The organism is Sphingomonas sp. Leaf22, from assembly GCF_001421715.1.
Lineage (GTDB): Bacteria > Pseudomonadota > Alphaproteobacteria > Sphingomonadales > Sphingomonadaceae > Sphingomonas.
In genome coordinates this window covers 1-18,366 of record NZ_LMKP01000002.1, presented here as the reverse complement: position 1 = coordinate 18,366, position 18,366 = coordinate 1, and the positions used below count along the sequence as shown (strand labels likewise).

Sequence of the window (18,366 nt, the reverse complement as noted above, 5' to 3'; positions counted from 1 at the left end):
TTATCGTCCCTTCCCGATCGCCTTTTCGGCGACAAAATAAACGGCAACCATCGCCGCGATGCCGATGGCGACGCCGAGAAGTTTCAGCGCGCCGACGAACAGTTCGAGCGCGATCCACAACACGACGACGCCGACCAGCGCCGCAATCAACAGGCTGCCCAGCGCCCTCACGAAGCCGTTCCCCATTCGGGTCGGTAATCGTGATTCTCGGTCATCATCGCGGCCAGATTGGTCGGCTCGCCGACCGGTTCGACGGTGTGTCGGCCCGGCTCCTGCGTACCTGGCTTGGGCAGTTCACCCTTGCCCAGCGCCTCGAGGATCGCGGTCATGCGATCATAGTCTAGATCTTCGTAATTGTCGTCGTTGATCTGGACCATCGGTGCCGATGCACAATTGCCCATGCATTCGACCTCGGTCAGCGTGAACAACCCGTCGGGCGTCGTTTTGCCCTTCGTCAGGCCACGATTCTTGCACGCCGCGAACACGTCGTCGGAGCCGCGCAGCATGCACGGCGTCGTGCCGCACACCTGCACATGGTAACGGCCGACCGGTGCGAGGTTGAACATCGTGTAGAAAGTCGCAACCTCAAACACCCGCATATACGGCATGCCGAGTTCGCGCGCGATGAACTCGATGACCGGCACCGGCAACCAGCCCTGCGTATGCGTTTCTGCACCGACCTGACGCTGGGCAAGGTCGAGAAACGGGATGGTGCATGATTGCTGCCGCCCTTCGGGATAGCGCGCGACGATCTCACGCGCCTTCTCGGCATTGGCGGGGTTCCAGGCGAAATTGCCCCAACGCGCGCGGACCTCGGCTTCGTCGGGGATGTTGGGGGCGTCGGCCATCAGCGAATAAACTCCACGCGGCTGACCTTGTCGCCGCTGAACGAATAGACGGTCATCACGTCGAACGGTTCGGCATGGGGCGAGCGACGGACGCGTTCGTGTAAAGCGACACGATCGCCCAGTTCGAATGACTGCAGGACTTCCGCATGATTCTGCGGAAACTCGGCGAACACCGCCGCCATGCCGCTTTCCACACCCGCGCGCCCGTCACGCACCACGTCGCCACGATACTGCGCTTCGCAGCCGTCATCGGCGAAGAACGCGGCATAGCCCGTAGCGTCGCGCGCGTTATAGCGTTCCATCATCGCGGTCACGGTATCCAGACGGCTCAACGGTCGCACTCGCCGAACACGATATCCATCGCACCCAGAATGGCGGTGATGTCGGCGAGCATATGACCCTTCGCCATGAAGTCCATCGCCTGAAGATGGCTGAACGCGGTCGGCCGGATCTTCACCCGGTACGGCTTGTTGCTGCCGTCCGACACCATGTAGATCCCGAATTCGCCCTTGGGGCTTTCGGTCGCGACATAGACCTCGCCAGCGGGCACGTGATAGCCCTCAGTATACAGCTTGAAGTGATGGATCAGCGCTTCCATCGACTGCTTCATCTCGCCACGCTTCGGCGGCACGACCTTGCGGTCGTCGCTGGCGATCGGCCCTTCGGGCATCTGCGCCAGACACTGCTTCATGATGCGCGCCGACTGATACACTTCCTCGACGCGAACCATGAACCGGTCATAGCAGTCGCCGCGCGTGCCGACCGGCACGTCGAACTCGACCCGGTCATAGGCGTCGTACGGCTGCGCCTTGCGGATGTCCCACGGAATACCCGCGCCCCGGATCATCGGACCCGAAAAGCCCCAGCGCACCGCGTCTTCACGGCTGACGATCGCGATGTCGACATTGCGCTGCTTGAAGATGCGGTTTTCCGCGACCAGGCTGATCGCATCGCCGAACAAACGCGGCAGGCGCGTGTCGAGCCATTCGGCGATATCGGTCAGCAGCTTGAGCGGAACGTCCTGACGGATGCCACCCACGCGCAGGAAGTTCGCGTGCATCCGCGCACCCGATGCCCGCTCGTAAAAGTTCATCGTGTCTTCACGAAGCTCGAACATCCACAGGTTCGGCGTCATCGCGCCAACGTCCATGACATGCGAACCAAGGTTCAGCATGTGGTTCATGATGCGGGTCAGTTCGGCAAAGAACACGCGCATATACTGGGCGCGCAGCGGCACCTCGATATCCAGCAGCTTTTCGACCGCGAGGACGTAGCTGTGTTCCATGCACATCGGCGAGCAGTAATCGAGCCGGTCCATGTACGGCAGCGCCTGCGCATACGTCTTGTACTCGATCAGCTTCTCGGTGCCGCGATGAAGCAAGCCGACATGCGGATCGATCCGTTCGATGATCTCGCCATCCAGTTCGGTGACGAGGCGCAACACGCCGTGCGCTGCAGGATGCTGCGGGCCGAAATTAATTGTGTAGTTCTGGATCTCGACGTCACCCGGGGTCGGGTTGGAGCCGTCGATCTGAGCATCGTAATCGGCCATTACTTGTTCTCCGCCGACTTGGTCGTCGCATCCGGCGACGGCACGTCGGGATCGACCGGCTTAGATCCGGGCTGGTTGCCAGGATGCGGTTTCCCCGCACCCGACTGCGCCGTGCTGTCGGTCGTCTTGGGCTTGTCGACCTGCGGCTCGGCAGCCTTTACATTGTCGTCGGCGCGCTTGACCTGATCGGCGGTCACCGGCGACGGCGCGCCGGGTGCCTGCGCGACCGCGGGCTTGGGTGCTGCCGCCTTCTCGTCACCGGGCAGGACATATTCGGCCCCTTCCCACGGACTCATGAAGTCGAAGGTGCGGAAGTCCTGCGCCAGCTTCACCGGCTCATAGACCACGCGCTTGGCTTCTTCCGAATAGCGCATCTCGACATAGCCGGTCAGCGGAAAATCCTTGCGCAGCGGATGGCCGCGAAAGCCATAATCGGTCAGGATTCGACGCAGGTCGGCATTGCCCGAAAAGAGCACGCCATACAGGTCGTACACTTCGCGTTCGAGCCAACCGGCATTGTACCAGATGCCAGTCACCGACGGCACCGGCAGTTCCTCATCGGTCGTCACGCGCACGCGGATGCGATGGTTCCGGGTCATCGACAGCAAATGGTACACGACATCGAACCGCTCGGCCCGCTCGGGATAGTCGACGCCGGCAATCTCGGCCAGCATCTCGTATTTCAGCCCCGGCGTATCGCGCAACGTTTCCATCGCAATCACCAGACGATCGCGATCGACAGTCAGCGATACTTCGCCGACCAGATCATGCGCGTCGATCAGCATATCACCCAACGCCGCCGTCGCCGTGTCGATCACGCCGTCATTCGGCGCATAACGCGGTGCAGGTGCCTTCACCGTTCGATGCTCCCCGACCGGCGGATCTTTCGCTGCAACTGCATCACGCCATACAGCAATGCTTCGGCGGTCGGCGGGCAACCGGGAACGTAGATGTCGACCGGCACCACGCGATCGCACCCACGCACGACGCTGTAGCTGTAATGATAATAGCCGCCGCCATTGGCGCAGCTGCCCATCGAGATGACGTATTTCGGTTCCGACATCTGGTCGTAGACGCGACGCAGCGCCGGGGCCATCTTGTTGCACAGCGTACCGGCGACGATCATCACGTCCGACTGGCGCGGCGACGCGCGCGGGGCAGCGCCAAACCGCTCCATGTCATAGCGCGGCATGTTGACGTGAATCATCTCGACCGCGCAGCAGGCGAGCCCGAACGTCATCCACCACAGCGAACCGGTGCGCGCCCACTGAAACAGGTCCTCGGCCGACGTGACCAGAAAACCCTTGTCGGTCAGTTCGCCGTTCAGGTCGTTGAAGAAACCCTGATCGGGAGCCTGCACCGGCACGCCGGCCGCGTTGCCCGCGCCGAATCCATGCGGCGGGGTCGTCAGTTCTACTCCCATTCGAGAGCTCCCATCTTCCAAGCGTATACGAGACCCAGCGCCAATTCGCCGATGAAGACCATCATCGACACCCACGCGGTCCAGCCGAGGTCAAAAACCGAGACTGCCCAAGGATATAGGAAGGCTGCTTCGAGATCGAAGATGATGAACAGGATCGCGACCAGATAAAAGCGCACGTCATATTGGCTGCGCGAATCCTCGAACGCGGGAAAGCCGCATTCATATTCGGTCAGCTTTTCCGGGGTCGGCTTATGCGAACCGGTGAAACGCGATGCCACCATCGGCAGTACGACGAACGCCGTCGACAGGACCAGGGCTATGCCCAGGAACATTAGGATCGGCAGATATTGCGACAGGTCGACCAAGGCAGGGTCTCTCGCGGTTGCGGTATGGATGGAGCCGGCTTTAGGCCGATGCCGCGGGGGCATCAAGGGCGGAACAGGGTGAGAATCACTCTCATTTCCGCCGATGCCGGATACGGTACGGTTCACGCCCCCGCGCAGGTGCCGCGCGGGGAGCGATGCGATTGCCGTCGGTGCCCGACCACGCGGTCGGGCAGATCATTATCGGCTCAGCGAAGGGCGCTAGCGACCAGCTTGTGCAGACGCGTCTGCATCTGTTCGTTGCTGGCCAGCACCTCACCCTTTTCATAGGCGCGGTCAGCGCCGCGATAGTCGGTGACGAAGCCACCCGCCTCGCGCACCAGCAACATGCCGGCGGCGATATCCCACTTCTGCAAGCCCGATTCCCAGAAGCCGTCGAAACGGCCCGCTGCGACATAGGCGAGATCCAGCGCGGCGGCCCCGAAGCGGCGGATACCGGCGACTTCCGGAGCGACCGCGCCGAAGATGCGGGTCCACTCGGTGAAATTGCCATGGCCGAGGAACGGGATGCCGGTCGCGATCAGCGCTTCCGACAGGTCGCGACGCGACGACACGCGCAACCGCTGCCCCTGCAACCAGGCGCCCCGGCCCTTTTCGGCCCAGAAGCCTTCATCGGTGATCGGGTTATAGACCATCGCGGTCGTAATCTCGGGCCTGCCGCCCGCGCCGTTCGGCTCCTCGACCGCGACGGAGATCGCAAAATGGGGGATACCGTGCAGGAAGTTGGTGGTGCCATCGAGCGGATCGACGATCCAGCGCGGCTTGGTCGGGTCGCCCGCGACCTCGCCACCTTCCTCCAGCAACATGCCCCAGTCGGGCCGCGCCTTGCGCAGTTCCTCGACCAGCGTTTCCTCGGCGCGCTTGTCGGCCATCGACACGAAATCGGCCGGCCCCTTGCGGCTGACCTGCAGATGCTGGACCTCGCCGAAATCGCGGCGCAGGCGCGGGCCGGTCTTGCGGACGGCGCGTTCGATGACGGTGATGAGACCGGACTGGGCGGACATTTCTTCTGATCCTGCTTGTTTCTACTTGGCAGCGCCGCGGGCGAAGCCCGCGTCGTCGGTCGCGCGTTCGCGCGCCGGCCGGGCTTGCGGCTCGGCGGAATAGCTGCTGCTATTCCGTCCGGCCGCTGCGCCTCAATCCGCCCGCCTTACATACGTCTGCTCATACACATCGACCACGATCCGCGTACCGGCCGCGATGTGCGGCGGGACCATCACGCGGACGCCGTTGTCGAGGACGGCCGGCTTGTAGGACGACGAAGCCGTCTGCCCCTTCACCACCGCATCGGCCTCGACGATCGTCGCCTCGATCGTGTCGGGCAACTGGACGCTGATCGCTTCCTCGTCATACATTTCCATCACGACGTCCATGCCGTCCTGCAGGAACGCGGCAGCGTCGCCCAGCAGGTCGCGCGCCAGCGACACCTGATCGTAGGTGATCTTGTCCATGAACACGAGCGTGTCGCCTTCGGGATACAGGAACTGGAAGTCCTTGGTATCGAGGCGGATGCGCTCGACGCTTTCGGCGGAGCGGAAACGGACGTTGTTCTTGCGGCCGTCGCGCAGGTTCTTGAGCTCGACCTGCATATAGGCGCCGCCCTTGCCCGGCTGCGTATGCTGGATCTTCACCGCGCGCCAGATGCCGCCTTCATACTCGATGATGTTGCCGGGGCGAATGTCGACGCCGCTGATCTTCATGACGAACCATACCTGTTGGAAAGAGCGAAGCAGCGCCCTTACCGCTCAGGCCGTCCGCGGGCAAGCAGCGGATAAGGATCCATCGCGCGACCCTGATGCCAAGCTTCGTCGGGCAACAGCCGTTCGATGCCGAAATGCAGATGGGTATTGCCCGCGCCGGCGTTGCCGGTGTCGCCGACCGTCCCGATCAGCTGGCCGGCGCGTACCTGCATGCCTTCGCGCAGGCCCGGCGCGTAATTGGCGAGGTGCGCATAATAATAGGATAGCCGCCGGTTGGGCGCGCGGACATAGGCGGTGATGCCGCCGCCCCCGTCGCTGTAGAACAGCTTCTCGACGACGCCGTCCGCCGCCGCAACGACGGGGGTGCCGCCGGCGGCCATGATGTCGGTGCCGGTATGGCCACGCGATCCGCCGCCGCGGCTGTCGCCCCAACTGTCCCGGATATCGGTCCAGCGCGCACCCCGTACCGGCAGGACCAGCGTTCCCGCCGAAGTCTTTTCGACCGGGACCGGCGCTATCGCGGCCCGCCGCGGTGCCGCCGCTCCGCCGAAATCGACCAGCAAGGCGACAAGCGCGCCGAACGCGACGAAGAGACCGAGGAACGTCCAGCCGATCCGGTTCATGGCCCCCCGCCCTTATGGCTGGAAGATCGCCGGGGTACCCGGCTTGACCATCAGCGACAGGCGGGCAGCGTCCCAATTGGTCAGGCGGATACAGCCATTGCTTTCGGTCTTGCCGATATTCTCCGGCTCGGGCGTGCCGTGAATGCCGTAATGCTCCTTCGACAGGTCGATCCAGACCACGCCGACCGGATTGTTCGGGCCGGGGGGCACGATCTCCTTGCTGTCCGACTTGTCGGCATGGCGCAGGATCGCCGGATTATATTGCCAGTCGGGATTGGGAGCGACGCCCTGAATCGTCCATTTTCCGATCGGCAGCGGATCGTGCGACGACCCCATCGTCGCGGGGAACTGCGCGAGGATGCGGTCGCCGGCATAGGCGCGCAGCCACCCTTCCGACTTGTCGACGACGACGCGGTCGGCCTGCGGTTGATTCGCATCGACGTTCAGATTGGCGAGCGTCTGGCGATAGTCGGGCGACCAGGTGTCGGGATAGGCGCGCGAGGCGGGAAGAATGTTGGGGAAGACGACGCGGGTGCCAGGGCTCAGCATCGTCTCACGGCTGTTGAGCGCGACCAGCGTGGCGGGGGTGGTGTGGAACATCTCGGCCAGCTTTTCGAGCGGCGAGCGATAGCCGAGCGTGGTCAGCTTCGCCTGATCGGCATATTCCTTCGGGATCGGGTTGGTGTACGGACCGGCGAGCGCGCGTTCGGACAGGGTCAGCGTGACCGTCGCCGGGCGCATGCCGGGGTTGAGCGCACGCAGGGTCGCAGGGTCGAGCTTGCCGGTGACGGGCAGGTCGCGGGCCGACTGGAAACCGCGCAGTGCCTTGGCGAAGGCCGGGCTGTTTCGTCCGTCGATCGTGCCGACGGTAAAGCCGTGCCGGTCGAGCAGGACCTGCGCGTGCAGGACATTGCGATCGATCGCCGGCAGCCCCTGCGCTGCCGGCTTCGGTGTCGCGGACGATGACGGAGCGGGCGTCGGTGCCTGCGCCATCGCCGCGCCGCCCATCAGGATCGCCGCCCATGCCAGTCGCTTCATCACCCGTCCCCAAAGTCGTTGAGGCTGGATAACGAACGGACGGCAAAGACGTTTCCGACTATCCGAGAACCTCGGCAAACGCCCGGACGGCGGCGGCTTCGTCGCCGCCCCACACCGCGCCCGACACCGCGAGGAAGTCCGCGCCGGCAGCGACCAGCGGCGCGGCGTTGGCGGGGGTGATGCCGCCGATCGCGACGCTGGGCAGTTCGAACACCGCCGACCACCATGACAGGATCACCGGTTCGGCGACGTGACGCACGTCCTTGGTCGTGGTCGGGTAGAAGGCACCGAAGGCGACATAGTCGGCACCGGCCTCCCCCGCCTCCATCGCGAGGTGGCGGCTGTCATGCGCGGTCACGCCGATCTGTGCGTTGAGGCCGAGCACGTCGCGCGCCTCGCGCGGGTCGCCATCCTCCTGTCCCAGATGGACGCCGTCGGCACCCAGCCGCTTGGCGAGGCTGATGCTGTCGTTGACGAGGAACGCGACGTCCCGGTCGGCGCAGATGCGCTGGAGCGGTTCGGCCAGACGCGCGGCGGCGTGCTGGTCGATGTCCTTCACCCGGAACTGGAAGGCGGCGACCGGACCCGCGTCGAGCGCGCGGGCAAGCCGGTCGGGAAAGGTGCCGGTCACCTCGAGCGGCGAAACCAGATACAGCTGGCACGGCGGACGGCGCACGTCGCGGACGAACTGCTTCGCGAAATCGGGGGACAGCGGGCCGAGCGGATCTTCGTCAAGGGTCATGCCCCCTCACTGCCCCAGCCGCGCGGCGGGTGGAAGGGCGCGTGGAGGCCAAAGGTCACAAAAGTCACACTCGCGGGCGGTTGGCGCGGATGACGATTGCGGGGCAAAGGTCACGAAGGTCACACTTGCACATGGTTGGTGCGGGTTTTGCAGTGCCGGGCCGATTGGTGATCGTCATCTTGGGTTCCGGATCAAGTCCGGGGTGACGGTGTGGCACCGCGTCTGGCTATAATCGTAAAGAGCATCGGACGCGCGAACGTCCGATGCTCTTTTGTCACGGTTCGCGATCGGTAGGAAAGCGTTACGCGGCGACCAGCGTCTTTTCGGTCGAGGCGCAGTGGATTTCGTCGATCGCTTCACCCAGTGCCGCGTCGAATTCGGCATCGCTCATCCGGTGACGCAGGTCCGAAAGCAGCGCGCGGCTGAAGCTGGCGATGATGCCGGGATTCCTGGCCAGTTCGGCGCAGGCTTCGGTGCGGCCGAACCCGCCCGATAGTGCCACGACGCGCAGGACGCGCGAATGGTCGACCAACGGCTGGAACAGGCCGGGCGTGGCCGGCAGCGACAGCTTCAGCATGACCTTGTCGTCACCGGGCATCGCGTCGAGCGCCTTCAGCGTCTCGTCGAGCAGGATCGCGTCGGCTTCCGCACGCTCGGCGCTTTTGATGTTCACTTCGGGTTCGATGATCGGCATCAGCCCGGCGGCAAGGACCTGCTGCGCGACCTTGAACTGCTGTGCGACGACGGCGGCGATGCCTTCGCGGTTGGCGAGATTGATGACCGAGCGTTCCTTGGTGCCGAAGATGCCGAGCGCGGCTGCGCGGGCAAGCAGTTCGTCGAGACCGGGGTTCGGCTTCATCAGCTGAACGCCGTTCGCTTCGTCCTCCAACCCCTTGTCGATCTTCAGGAACGGCACGACGCCCTTGTCGGCCAGCGCCTGCGGGACGGGCTTGCCGCCCGCCTGCCCGTTCATGGTGCGTTCGAACAGGATCGCGCCGATCACCTTGTCGCCGGTGAAGGCGTCGGACAGGATGATGCGGGCGCGCATGTCATGGATCAGGCCAAACATTTCCTCTTCGGTGGTCCACGCATCGTCCTCGACACCATAGCCTTTCAGCGCCTTCGGCGTCGAACCGCCGCTCTGGTCGAGCGCGGCGATGAAACCCTGTCCGTCGGCAATCTTCGCAGTCATGTCAGCGGTGTTCATGTCGATCCCCTTGGGTTCTCAAGAAATATCAGAGGGCGAGCCAGCGCCGCAGCGCCTGATCCACCTGCTCCATCGATGTTGCCGTCGCCTGACCGAGGACGCGGACGATGCGGCTGCGGCGCAATGTCTTGATCTTGTCGACCTGCGCCTCGCTCTCGACCGAGATGCCGGTCGCGTCGGAGGGGGCGAAGGGCACGCGGAACAGCGTCTCGCCGCCGGTCAGGCTGGTCATCGGGATGAGCGTGACCGAGGCATGCGCTTCGTTGAACAGGTCGGATTGCACGACCAGAAAGGGTCGGCGCTTGTTCGCCAATGCCTCGGGTCCTTCGACCAGCACGATCATGCCACGGCCTATTTCCACCGGCCGTCCTCCGCTTCGACGCGATCGAAAAACGCCCAGTCGGCACCGTCGTCGCGGGCAGCGGCGCGTTCGGACTGGCGACGGGCTTCGGCACGAAAGGCTTCGTCATGGAGCTCGACGTACCGACGGACGGCATCGCGGGCGATGTCGCTCTTGGAACGGCCCTGCGACCGGGCGACGTTGGCCAGCCGCTCTTCCAGCTCGGTATCGAGTCGTACGCCTAGCACCCGGTGCCACCTCCCGTTTAACGTGTTGAACGGGTACGGCAGGTTGCGGTTGGGATCAAGCGGGTTGTTTTGCGGGTGGGCGTTTCAGAAAAAGTCGGTTCGCGCGAAGGTGCAAAGAGAAGAATTGGTTCGCGCAGAGGCGCGGAGGCGCGGAGGAGTTGCGGTCGCGGTACCGTCTCGCGTCAGCGAGACCTTCATTCTTTCGGCAACAAACAGATCGAAGGCCGCTGGCGCGGTGGGGGGCAACGCCCTCTGCGCCTCCGCGCCTCTGCGCGAACCCTCTTCTCTTTGAACCTTGTGCCTTCGCGTGAACCAATTCCTGCCTGAAACCGAACGGCGCAGCCGTCGCCCCGGCAACAATCCGGGGCGACGGCCGGCCGACCATCGTCAGCGCGTCAGTGCGGCGACACCGGGCAGTTCCTTGCCTTCCATCCACTCCAGAAACGCGCCACCGGCGGTCGACACGAAGCTGAACTGATCGGCGACACCTGCCTGATTGAGCGCCGCAACGGTATCGCCGCCGCCCGCGACCGACACCAGCGAGCCGTCGGCGGTCAGTGCCGCCGCCGTCTTTGCCAGCGCGACGGTGGCGACGTCGAAGGGCGGGGTTTCGAACGCGCCCATCGGCCCGTTCCATACCAGCGTGCGGCAATTCTTGAGCACGTCGCCCAGTGCCTCGGTCGCGGCGGGGCCGACGTCGAGGATCATTTCGTCGGCAGCGACTTCGTGGACGTTGACGGTCCGGGTCGCGGGGTTCGGCCGGAATTCGGTCGCGACGACGACGTCATAGGGCAGGTGGATGGTGCAGCCGGCCTTTTCCGCCGCTTCGAAGATCGCTTCCGCCGTGCCGGTCAGATCGTGTTCGCACAGCGACTTGCCGACATTCACCCCGCGCGCGGCGAGGAAGGTGTTGGCCATGCCGCCGCCGATGATGAGGTGATCGACGCGGGTGACCAGATGGCGCAGCACGTCGAGCTTCGACGACACCTTGGCACCGCCGACGACCGCCGCGACCGGATGCTGCGGGTTGCCGAGCGCCTTGTCGAGCGCATCGAGTTCGGCCTCCATCTGCCGTCCGGCAAAGGCGGGGAGCTTGTGGGCCAGCCCCTCGGTCGAGGCATGGGCGCGGTGCGCGGCGGAGAAGGCGTCGTTGACGTAATAGTCGCCCAGCGCGGCGAACCGGTCGATCACCGCCGCGTCGTTCGTTTCCTCGCCGGCAAAGAAGCGGGTGTTTTCGAGAACGGCGATGTCGCCGGGGTTGAGCGTCGCGACATTCGCCTCGGCCCCTTCCCAATCGACATAGCGGACTTCGCGGCCGAGCACCGCCGACAGCGGACGGACGACCTGCGACAGCGAGAATTCGGGGCTGGGTTGGCCCTTGGGACGGCCGAAATGGGCAAGGATCAGCACGATCGCGCCCCGATCCGACAGGTCGGTGACGGTGCCGATGGTGGCACGCAGGCGGGTGTCGTCGGTGACCGCGCCATCGGCCATCGGCACGTTCAGGTCCTCGCGGACCAGCACGCGCTTGCCGGTGAGGTCGCCCATGTCGTCGAGCGTCTTGAAATTGCGGCTCATGTCTTCGCTCCCTAATGCCGTTCGGTTCGAGCAGCGTACGAAGCGAGCGAGAGGCGTCCGTCGGAAACGGTTCTCGACAAGCTCGAACCTAACGCGTTGTTTCCAGTGTAATCCGATCGCCGACGGTGAGGACGCCGCCCTCGATCACCCGCGCCAGCGCGCCACCGCGCCAGTCGGGGATCAGCGCGCCGCGCAACCCCTCGACGATCGTCTCCATGCGGCTGCATGGATCGCATTCCTTGGTAATTTCGAGCAGCACCGACCCGACACGGACCATGCTGCCACGCGTCTGCGGCAGGTCGAAATCCTCGACCAGCAGGTTCGCGCGGCGTTCCCACCATGGCAGGTCGTGGCCGACCTCGCGCATCGCCTGCGCCCAGTCGCCGACTTCCATCAGCGAGACCTGCCGGTTGTTGCGGCCCGGTTTCAGCGCGCCGCGGAAATCGCCGTCGAGCCCGGTTTCGACGGTGACGCGCACCGTCTGCACCAGTTCGATCGGCCCGCGCGAAAAGGCGTGGCGGGCGATGCCCTTCAGGATACCGCCCGCCACCGGGTCAGCCCAGCTTCGCCATCGCGGTCGCGGTGTCGACCATGCGGTTCGAGAAGCCCCATTCGTTATCGTACCACGACACGACGCGGACCAGCTTGCCATCAAGCACGGCGGTTTCGAGGCTGTCGACGGTCGACGATGCCGGGGTGTGGACGATGTCGATCGAGACCAGCGGGTCCTCCGAATAGACCAGCACGCCCTTCAGCGGACCCGATTCCGACGCCGCCTTCAGAATCGCATTGACCTCGTCCTTCGTCGTGTCGCGCTTCGGCGTGAAGGTCAGGTCGACGAGGCTGCCATCGGGCACGGGGACGCGCACCGCCGAACCGTCGAGACGGCCCTTCAGTTCGGGCAGGACTTCGCCGACCGCGCGGGCGGCACCGGTGGTGGTCGGGATCATCGACATGGCGGCGGCACGGGCGCGGCGCAGATCGGGGTGGATCTGGTCGAGGATCTTCTGATCGTTGGTATAGGCGTGGATCGTGGTCATCAGACCGCGTTCGATGCCGATCGAATCGTTCAGCACCTTCGCGACCGGGGCGAGGCAGTTGGTGGTGCACGATGCGTTCGACACGATCGTGTGACCGGCCTCCAGCTTGTCGTGGTTCACGCCATAGACGACGGTCAGGTCGACATTCTTGCCGGGTGCCGAGATCAGCACGCGCTTGGCGCCGGCGTCGATATGCTTCTGGCACGACGTCCGGTCGGTGAAGAAGCCGGTGCATTCGAGGACCAGCTCGACGCCCAGTTCCTTGTGCGGCAGGTTGGCCGGATCACGCTCGGCGGTGACGCGGATGCGCTTGCCGTCGATGACCAGATCGTCGCCCTCGGCGGCAACATCGCCCGGATATTTGCCATGGACCGAATCGCGGCTGAACAGCCATGCGTTCGACTTGGCATCGGCGAGGTCGTTGATCGTGACCAGTTCGAGGCCGCAGTCAGGGCGTTCGAGGATCGCGCGCGCCACCAGGCGACCGATGCGCCCGAATCCGTTGATCGCTACTTTCGTCATATCCGCGTCTCCCTCAATGTCCGAGCCGTGCCAGCACCTTCGCGGTGACGGCATCGGTGGTCAGGCCGAAATATTCATAGAGCTTGTCGGCCGGGGCGGACGCCCCGAACCGGTCGATGCCGAAGCGCAGGCCATCGACCATCGTATAGCGTTCCCAGCCGATCGTCGTCCCGGCCTCGATCGAGACGCGCAGGAGTTCATCGGGGCGGGCATACGGCAGCACGTCCTCGCGATAGGCGGCGTCCTGCGCATCGAAACGCGACCAGCAGGGCATCGACACGACATCTGCACCGATCCCCTGCCCTTCCAGCTTCGCGGCGACGCCGAGCGCGATCTCGACCTCCGAACCGGTGGCGAGCAGGATCACGCGGCGGTCGCCTTCGGCGGCCTTCAGTCGATACGCGCCCTTCGCGCTGCGATTCTCGGTGGCGTCGGTGCGGACCTGCGGCAGATTCTGACGCGACAGCGCGAGCAGCGACGGACCGTCGCGGCGCTGTACCGCCAGTTCCCAGCATTCCGCCGTCTCGACCGCATCGGCCGGACGATAGACGTCGAGACCGGGGATCAGGCGCAGGCTCATGACATGCTCGATCGGCTGATGCGTCGGGCCGTCCTCGCCCAGACCGATCGAGTCGTGGGTCATGACATAGACGACACCGGCATTCTGCAGCGCCGACAGCCGGATCGCCGGCCGCGCATAGTCGGCGAATACGAGGAAGGTCCCGCCATAGGCGAGCACGCCGCCATGCAGCGCCATGCCGTTCATCGCCGCCGACATGCCGAATTCGCGGATACCGTAATGAATGTAGCGGCCCGCATAATCGTCGGCGGTCAGCGGCGCCAATGCCTTGGTCTGGGTATTGTTCGACGGGGTGAGATCGGCCGAACCGCCGATGGTTTCGGGTAGCGAAGCGTTGATCGCTTCGAGCGCGAGCGACGACGCGACGCGGGTCGCGATCTTCTTCGGCTCGGCCAGCAGCGCGTCGACATGGGCCTTGAGCGACCAACCATCGGGCAGCTTGTTGGCCATGCGGCGTTCGAATTCGGGACGATCGGAATGGCTTGCGAGGCGATCCTGCCATTCGGCGCGAACCGACCCACCCTTGGCACCGACCGCCTTCCACGCATCGGTTAGTGCTTCGGGCAGATGAAACGCCTCATGCTCCCACAGCAATGCGGCGCGGGTGGCGAGGATTTCGTCGGCACCGAGGGGCGAGCCATGAACCTTGTGGCTGCCGCCCTTGTTCGGTGCGCCCTTGCCAATGACGGTCCGGCAGCAGACCAGCGACGGACGGGGATCGGCAGCAGCTTCGGCAAGCGCGCGATCGATATCGGCGAAGTCGTGACCGTCGCAGGCGACGACGTGCCAGCCGGTCGCCGCATAGCGGGCCGCGACGTCCTCGCTGGTCGACAGGTCGGTCGAACCGTCGATGGTGATGCGGTTGTCATCCCACAGCACGTTCAGGCGGCCGAGCTTCAGATGCCCGGCAAGGCCGATCGCTTCGTGGTTGATCCCTTCCATCAGGCAGCCGTCGCCGGCGATCACCCAGGTGCGGTGGTCGACCAGATCGTCGCCGAACACGGTGTTCAGGTGGCGCTCGGCGGTCGCCATGCCGACCGCCATTGCCAGCCCCTGCCCCAGCGGACCGGTGGTGCATTCGATGCCGGGCAGCTCGAAATTCTCAGGGTGACCGGCGCACGGGCTGCCCAGCTTGCGGAAATTCGCAATGTCCCCGATCGTCGGCTGCGCATAGCCGGTCAGATGGAGGAGCGAATAGATCAGCATCGACCCATGGCCCGCCGACAGGACGAAGCGGTCGCGATCGGCCCAGTTCGGGTCGGTCGGATCGAACTTCAGATAGTTCGACCACAATACCGTCGCGACGTCGGCCATGCCCATCGGCATGCCCGGATGGCCGGAATTGGCGGCCTCTACCGCATCCATCGACAAAACGCGGATGGCGTTGGCGAGTTCAAGCTGGGATATGGTCACGCGCACTCCTGTTGGGCGCCAGAGTACTAAGGTTCGGGCGAGCCTTTGGAACCGTCACGCCCCGCAGTCAACCGCCCAGACGAAGGGTTGTTTAACATGTATAGCAAGCAGGGGTTTATCCGATGAACGACGACGCCCAAGACGCCGCCATCGCGCGCATCGAACAGGCACTGGTGCGGATCGAGCGCGCGTCGGAGTCGCAGGCGGTCAGGAATCGGACGCTCGCGACCCGCCACACCGCGTTGCGATCAAGGATCGGCGATGCGATCGGCGCGATCGATTCGGTCATCGCACGCGAAACGGAGACGGATTGATGGGACAGATCGCGCTGAACGTCGCCGGACGCGAATATCAGGTCGGATGCCGCGACGGGGAGGAACCCAAGCTGCGCGCGCTGGCGGCGATGCTGGAAAGTCATGCCGCCCCCGCCCAGCGTGCGGCGGGCGGGTCGACCGAGCGGACGCTGCTGTACATCGCGCTGATGATCGCCGACGAGCTGGCCGATCGCGATGCCAGTCCCGGGAACGGGCAGGCCGCACAGATACTCACTCAAATCGCCGACCGGCTGGAGAAGGTCGCATCGGCCCTTGAGGAACGTCCGCAGAACCCTTAAATAGGGATTGGCGGGAACTGCCCGGTGCGAGCCATGCATAATCCCTGAGGCTATTTCTTCATCCATGGGGGTTGTCCCTGCGCAGATCCTGGTCTGACGTACATGATCCCCACCTGACGTACCGTGCGTCAGTGGATAACGCGGCAAACGGCCCATGGTGGTCCCGCCACCCCATGTTTCGCCCGTGACGATCGACAAGCCCGTCCTGCGGGGCGAACTCCGCCGCGTTCGGCAGATGTTCGTCGCCGGTGGACCGCCGGCGGTGTTGCCGCCGAACCTTTTCCTGAATGCGCTGCGCAAAGGGATGATCGTCGCGAGCTATGTCCCGATCGGCAGCGAGGCCGATCCGTCCCGTTTCGAGGCGGCGGCGCTTTATGCCGGTGCGACCCTTGCCTGGCCGGTGGTCACCGACCGGGAGTCGCCGATCGCCTTTCACCCCGCACCGGGGGGCCGGATGGTCGACGGACCGTACGGGCTGAAACAACCGCCGGGCGACACCGCGCCGGTCGTGCCGGATATCATCCTGACGCCGCTGCTCGGCTTCGATTCGCGGTGCAATCGGCTGGGTCAGGGCGCGGGCCATTACGACCGGGCGTTTGCGTCGTGGCCGGAGGCGCTGCGGATCGGTATCGCATGGTCGGTGCAGCAGGTCGCCGACCTCCCCTGCGACGCGTGGGACATGCCGTTGGACGCGATCGTCACCGAAACCGAACTGATCCTGCCGGGAGCCGTACGATGAACGAACCGACATGGCGCAAGCCGGCCGGGGTGCTCGCGATCCTCGGCATGCTGATCTTGTGGGCGATCGGCGTCGCTATGCTGTCCGACACGGTCGGCGGCTGGCACTGGCTGTTGCAGCTCGGATTCTACCTGACTGCCGGTATCGCATGGCTATGGGTGTTGCCGATGCGGGCGATGTTGCGTTGGATGGAGACCGGCCAGTGGCGGTAGAACGCATCGCTTCGTAAGCGATGGCGCGAGTGACGGGGCTCGAACCCGCGACCTCCGGCGTGACAGGCCGGCGCTCTAACCAACTGAGCTACACCCGCTCTCTAGCGAGGAAGCGGCGTCTAGGTCAGCGAATCGTTGCTGTAAAGCGGGTATTTGCGGCGGGTACGATTTTGTCGCCCGATGCCGTTTCTAACGGGCGACCGTGCCGGTCAGACGGAGGCCGAGGACCAGCGCGTCGTCGACGGTCGGGTCGAGGCCGGGATCGAGGACATATTGGACATGCGGCTGGACGCCGAGCCAGTCGGTCACCGCGATGCGGTGGGTCACCTCGATCGTGGTTTCGCCATGTACGGCCCTGCCGTAGCGCGCCAGCGTCAGGTCGCGGCTGGCGCTGCCGGCACCGGCATAGGCGACCGCGAACCCGCTATCGTCGGCGGGACGACCGGGCAGCAGCCCGTGCCAGACGAAGCCGCTCGATGCGAAACGACCGAAGAGATTGGCGCGGCCGCTTGCCGTGCCGAACCGTACGAAACTCCGCAGCCCGCGATCGCGGTTGCCGGCGAGTTGCACTTCGCCACGGACGTACAGGCCGTCGCTGCGGACATGCCGGACAGTCGCAGCATCCGTGCCCGCATCGAACCGGTCGTCGATCCGCGCGGTATAGGCCCAGGCACCGGCGAGCAGGCGGATGCTACCGAATTCGAGGTCGCCCTCCCCGATCAGGAATGCGCCGTTGCCATGGTGTAGCCCGACCAGCAGGCGGCGGAGACCGGCCGGGTCATTGGGGACGCCATCGGTGACCGCGGCGCAGCGTCAGCGCGCGCCCGAGTCGCGCCTGCCCGCGTATCGCAAGCCCGGTACCGGGAAAGGTCGACGGACCGTTGCGGCCGCTGGTGCCGAGGTCGCTGCCCATTCCGAAGGCGCTGTTGACGAACAGCAGCGACGTCTGGAGCGCGTCGAACTCGCTGTTGATGTCGTACAGACCAGCCTTCGCCGACCAGCGGTCGTCGCGCCCGACATGTTCGACCCATGCCTCCAGCACGCGCAGCAGCGGCATGCCGGTTTCAATGCTGGAAACGACCTGCGCATCGCCGACCACCGTGCCGCTGAAGCTCGCGCCGTTATTGTAGAAGCCATGGACCAGCGCGGTCGTTCGCGGCAGTCCGGCGATCTGGTCGAGGTCGGCGGTCGCGATGACGCTGGCATGGTGGATCCAGCGCGTGCCCCGTCAGGTGCCGCCGGCGACCGATGACAGGATGTCACCGGTATAGGCGAATTGTACGAGCAGCGGATCGCGACGTTCGACGGTAGGCACGTCGACATTGCTGGGCGCGCGATCGACGCTGGGCGCGGCAACCTGCGCAGTTGCCGACGCGGTCGACAGGCAGGCGATCGTCAGCAGGCCGCCTGCCATACCGGTTCGTATCGCCCTGCCCCATGCCGCGATCATGTCGTCCCCCGAAACTACGGGACTGTTTACACGAGGCGCGTTTTGGATTCTTCTGTGTTCCTTTGATTTGGGACGGGGAGGATAGGATGCGTTGTCCAGCGTGTGAGGGGACCGA

General features: G+C 65.1%; 27 protein-coding genes and 1 tRNA gene. 5 read left to right on the top strand and 23 right to left on the bottom strand.

The genetic code is table 11. The annotated features are described in order from the left end of the window. The 19 genes from ASE70_RS02025 to tkt form a co-directional block, all read right to left on the bottom strand. Positions 1-171 carry a hypothetical protein gene (locus tag ASE70_RS02025; protein ID WP_156355915.1) on the bottom strand — a complete coding sequence of 57 codons (171 nt, stop codon included), beginning with the start codon at positions 169-171 and terminating at the stop codon, positions 1-3. Further along, positions 168-848, bottom strand: a complete 681-nt coding sequence (locus tag ASE70_RS02020) for a complex I 24 kDa subunit family protein (RefSeq protein WP_056500920.1) — start codon at positions 846-848, stop codon at positions 168-170. The genes ASE70_RS02025 and ASE70_RS02020 overlap by 4 nt, the downstream gene beginning before the upstream one ends. Continuing rightward, entirely contained in the window at positions 848-1,189 is a 342-nt protein-coding gene (locus tag ASE70_RS02015; protein WP_443024821.1) for a nuclear transport factor 2 family protein, read from the bottom strand. Before ASE70_RS02015 ends, ASE70_RS02020 begins: the two co-directional genes overlap by 1 nt. After that, positions 1,177-2,400 (bottom strand): NADH-quinone oxidoreductase subunit D, encoded by a 1,224-nt coding sequence (locus tag ASE70_RS02010; protein WP_056500919.1) that lies wholly within the window; start codon positions 2,398-2,400, stop codon positions 1,177-1,179. The genes ASE70_RS02015 and ASE70_RS02010 overlap by 13 nt, the downstream gene beginning before the upstream one ends. Then, entirely contained in the window at positions 2,400-3,257 is an 858-nt protein-coding gene (locus ASE70_RS02005; protein WP_056500918.1) for an NADH-quinone oxidoreductase subunit C, read from the bottom strand. Before ASE70_RS02005 ends, ASE70_RS02010 begins: the two co-directional genes overlap by 1 nt. Next, positions 3,254-3,823 (bottom strand): NuoB/complex I 20 kDa subunit family protein, encoded by a 570-nt coding sequence (locus ASE70_RS02000; protein WP_055999390.1) that lies wholly within the window; start codon positions 3,821-3,823, stop codon positions 3,254-3,256. The genes ASE70_RS02005 and ASE70_RS02000 overlap by 4 nt, the downstream gene beginning before the upstream one ends. Further along, a complete protein-coding gene (locus ASE70_RS01995; protein WP_055999393.1) occupies positions 3,814-4,188 on the bottom strand; it encodes an NADH-quinone oxidoreductase subunit A in 375 nt (124 codons plus the stop codon). The genes ASE70_RS02000 and ASE70_RS01995 overlap by 10 nt, the downstream gene beginning before the upstream one ends. A gap of 206 nt (positions 4,189-4,394) precedes the next feature. Continuing rightward, positions 4,395-5,210 (bottom strand): inositol monophosphatase family protein, encoded by an 816-nt coding sequence (locus tag ASE70_RS01990; RefSeq protein ID WP_056500917.1) that lies wholly within the window; start codon positions 5,208-5,210, stop codon positions 4,395-4,397. Positions 5,211-5,342: 132 nt separating this feature from the next. Next, complete coding sequence (gene efp / locus ASE70_RS01985) at positions 5,343-5,906, bottom strand: elongation factor P (protein ID WP_056400666.1); 564 nt, start codon at positions 5,904-5,906, stop codon at positions 5,343-5,345. A 38-nt stretch (positions 5,907-5,944) separates the two neighbouring features. Beyond that, positions 5,945-6,529, bottom strand: a complete 585-nt coding sequence (locus tag ASE70_RS01980) for a M23 family metallopeptidase (protein WP_056500915.1) — start codon at positions 6,527-6,529, stop codon at positions 5,945-5,947. Between the two features lie 12 nt (positions 6,530-6,541). Continuing rightward, entirely contained in the window at positions 6,542-7,567 is a 1,026-nt protein-coding gene (locus ASE70_RS01975) for a L,D-transpeptidase family protein (protein WP_056500913.1), read from the bottom strand. Between the two features lie 58 nt (positions 7,568-7,625). Beyond that, a complete protein-coding gene (gene thiE / locus ASE70_RS01970; RefSeq protein WP_056500911.1) occupies positions 7,626-8,309 on the bottom strand; it encodes a thiamine phosphate synthase in 684 nt (227 codons plus the stop codon). Positions 8,310-8,610: 301 nt separating this feature from the next. Further along, on the bottom strand, positions 8,611-9,516 hold the full coding sequence (locus tag ASE70_RS01965) for a fructose bisphosphate aldolase (protein WP_056500908.1): 906 nt from the start codon (positions 9,514-9,516) through the stop codon (positions 8,611-8,613). Positions 9,517-9,544: 28 nt separating this feature from the next. Further along, positions 9,545-9,877, bottom strand: a complete 333-nt coding sequence (locus ASE70_RS01960; protein ID WP_235512322.1) for a type II toxin-antitoxin system PemK/MazF family toxin — start codon at positions 9,875-9,877, stop codon at positions 9,545-9,547. Next, positions 9,868-10,104, bottom strand: coding sequence for a ribbon-helix-helix protein, CopG family (locus tag ASE70_RS01955; RefSeq protein WP_055755911.1), 237 nt, complete (start codon positions 10,102-10,104; stop codon positions 9,868-9,870). Before ASE70_RS01955 ends, ASE70_RS01960 begins: the two co-directional genes overlap by 10 nt. Before the next feature lie 387 nt (positions 10,105-10,491). Next, complete coding sequence (locus ASE70_RS01950; RefSeq protein ID WP_056500905.1) at positions 10,492-11,682, bottom strand: phosphoglycerate kinase; 1,191 nt, start codon at positions 11,680-11,682, stop codon at positions 10,492-10,494. A gap of 88 nt (positions 11,683-11,770) precedes the next feature. Continuing rightward, entirely contained in the window at positions 11,771-12,232 is a 462-nt protein-coding gene (locus ASE70_RS01945; protein ID WP_056500903.1) for an MOSC domain-containing protein, read from the bottom strand. A 4-nt stretch (positions 12,233-12,236) separates the two neighbouring features. Then, the gene (gap, locus tag ASE70_RS01940) at positions 12,237-13,244 is read right to left on the bottom strand and encodes a type I glyceraldehyde-3-phosphate dehydrogenase (protein ID WP_056500901.1); all 1,008 of its coding nucleotides are present in this window, start codon (positions 13,242-13,244) and stop codon (positions 12,237-12,239) included. Positions 13,245-13,257: 13 nt separating this feature from the next. After that, positions 13,258-15,237: a transketolase gene (gene tkt / locus ASE70_RS01935; RefSeq protein ID WP_056501134.1), complete on the bottom strand. Its 1,980-nt coding sequence runs from the start codon at positions 15,235-15,237 to the stop codon at positions 13,258-13,260. 122 nt (positions 15,238-15,359) lie between these two features. Here tkt and ASE70_RS01930 point away from each other — a divergent pair, with 122 nt between their 5' ends. The 4 genes from ASE70_RS01930 to ASE70_RS01915 all read left to right on the top strand — a co-directional run bounded on the left by ASE70_RS01930 (position 15,360) and on the right by ASE70_RS01915 (position 16,801). Continuing rightward, positions 15,360-15,551: a hypothetical protein gene (locus ASE70_RS01930; RefSeq protein ID WP_056400694.1), complete on the top strand. Its 192-nt coding sequence runs from the start codon at positions 15,360-15,362 to the stop codon at positions 15,549-15,551. Continuing rightward, a complete protein-coding gene (locus ASE70_RS01925) occupies positions 15,551-15,850 on the top strand; it encodes a cell division protein ZapA (protein WP_056400696.1) in 300 nt (99 codons plus the stop codon). The genes ASE70_RS01930 and ASE70_RS01925 overlap by 1 nt, the downstream gene beginning before the upstream one ends. Before the next feature lie 184 nt (positions 15,851-16,034). Continuing rightward, on the top strand, positions 16,035-16,589 hold the full coding sequence (locus ASE70_RS01920) for a 5-formyltetrahydrofolate cyclo-ligase (protein ID WP_235519520.1): 555 nt from the start codon (positions 16,035-16,037) through the stop codon (positions 16,587-16,589). Continuing rightward, complete coding sequence (locus tag ASE70_RS01915) at positions 16,586-16,801, top strand: DUF2842 domain-containing protein (protein WP_056500896.1); 216 nt, start codon at positions 16,586-16,588, stop codon at positions 16,799-16,801. The genes ASE70_RS01920 and ASE70_RS01915 overlap by 4 nt, the downstream gene beginning before the upstream one ends. 21 nt (positions 16,802-16,822) lie before the next feature. Here the strand turns inward: ASE70_RS01915 and ASE70_RS01910 are convergent. Together ASE70_RS01910 and ASE70_RS01905 are read right to left on the bottom strand one after the other, a co-directional pair. Further along, positions 16,823-16,899 (bottom strand) — tRNA-Asp (locus ASE70_RS01910). Between the two features lie 91 nt (positions 16,900-16,990). Continuing rightward, positions 16,991-17,452 (bottom strand): carbohydrate porin, encoded by a 462-nt coding sequence (locus ASE70_RS01905; RefSeq protein WP_235519528.1) that lies wholly within the window; start codon positions 17,450-17,452, stop codon positions 16,991-16,993. Here ASE70_RS01905 and ASE70_RS20495 point away from each other — a divergent pair. Further along, complete coding sequence (locus tag ASE70_RS20495; RefSeq protein ID WP_056500890.1) at positions 17,366-17,548, top strand: hypothetical protein; 183 nt, start codon at positions 17,366-17,368, stop codon at positions 17,546-17,548. The genes ASE70_RS01905 and ASE70_RS20495 overlap by 87 nt on opposite strands. A gap of 31 nt (positions 17,549-17,579) precedes the next feature. Here ASE70_RS20495 and ASE70_RS01895 read toward each other — a convergent pair whose 3' ends face one another. Continuing rightward, positions 17,580-17,996 carry a carbohydrate porin gene (locus tag ASE70_RS01895; protein WP_268795534.1) on the bottom strand — a complete coding sequence of 139 codons (417 nt, stop codon included), beginning with the start codon at positions 17,994-17,996 and terminating at the stop codon, positions 17,580-17,582. 33 nt (positions 17,997-18,029) lie between these two features. Further along, positions 18,030-18,215: a hypothetical protein gene (locus ASE70_RS01890; RefSeq protein WP_056500884.1), complete on the bottom strand. Its 186-nt coding sequence runs from the start codon at positions 18,213-18,215 to the stop codon at positions 18,030-18,032. Positions 18,216-18,366: the final 151 nt, after the last annotated feature.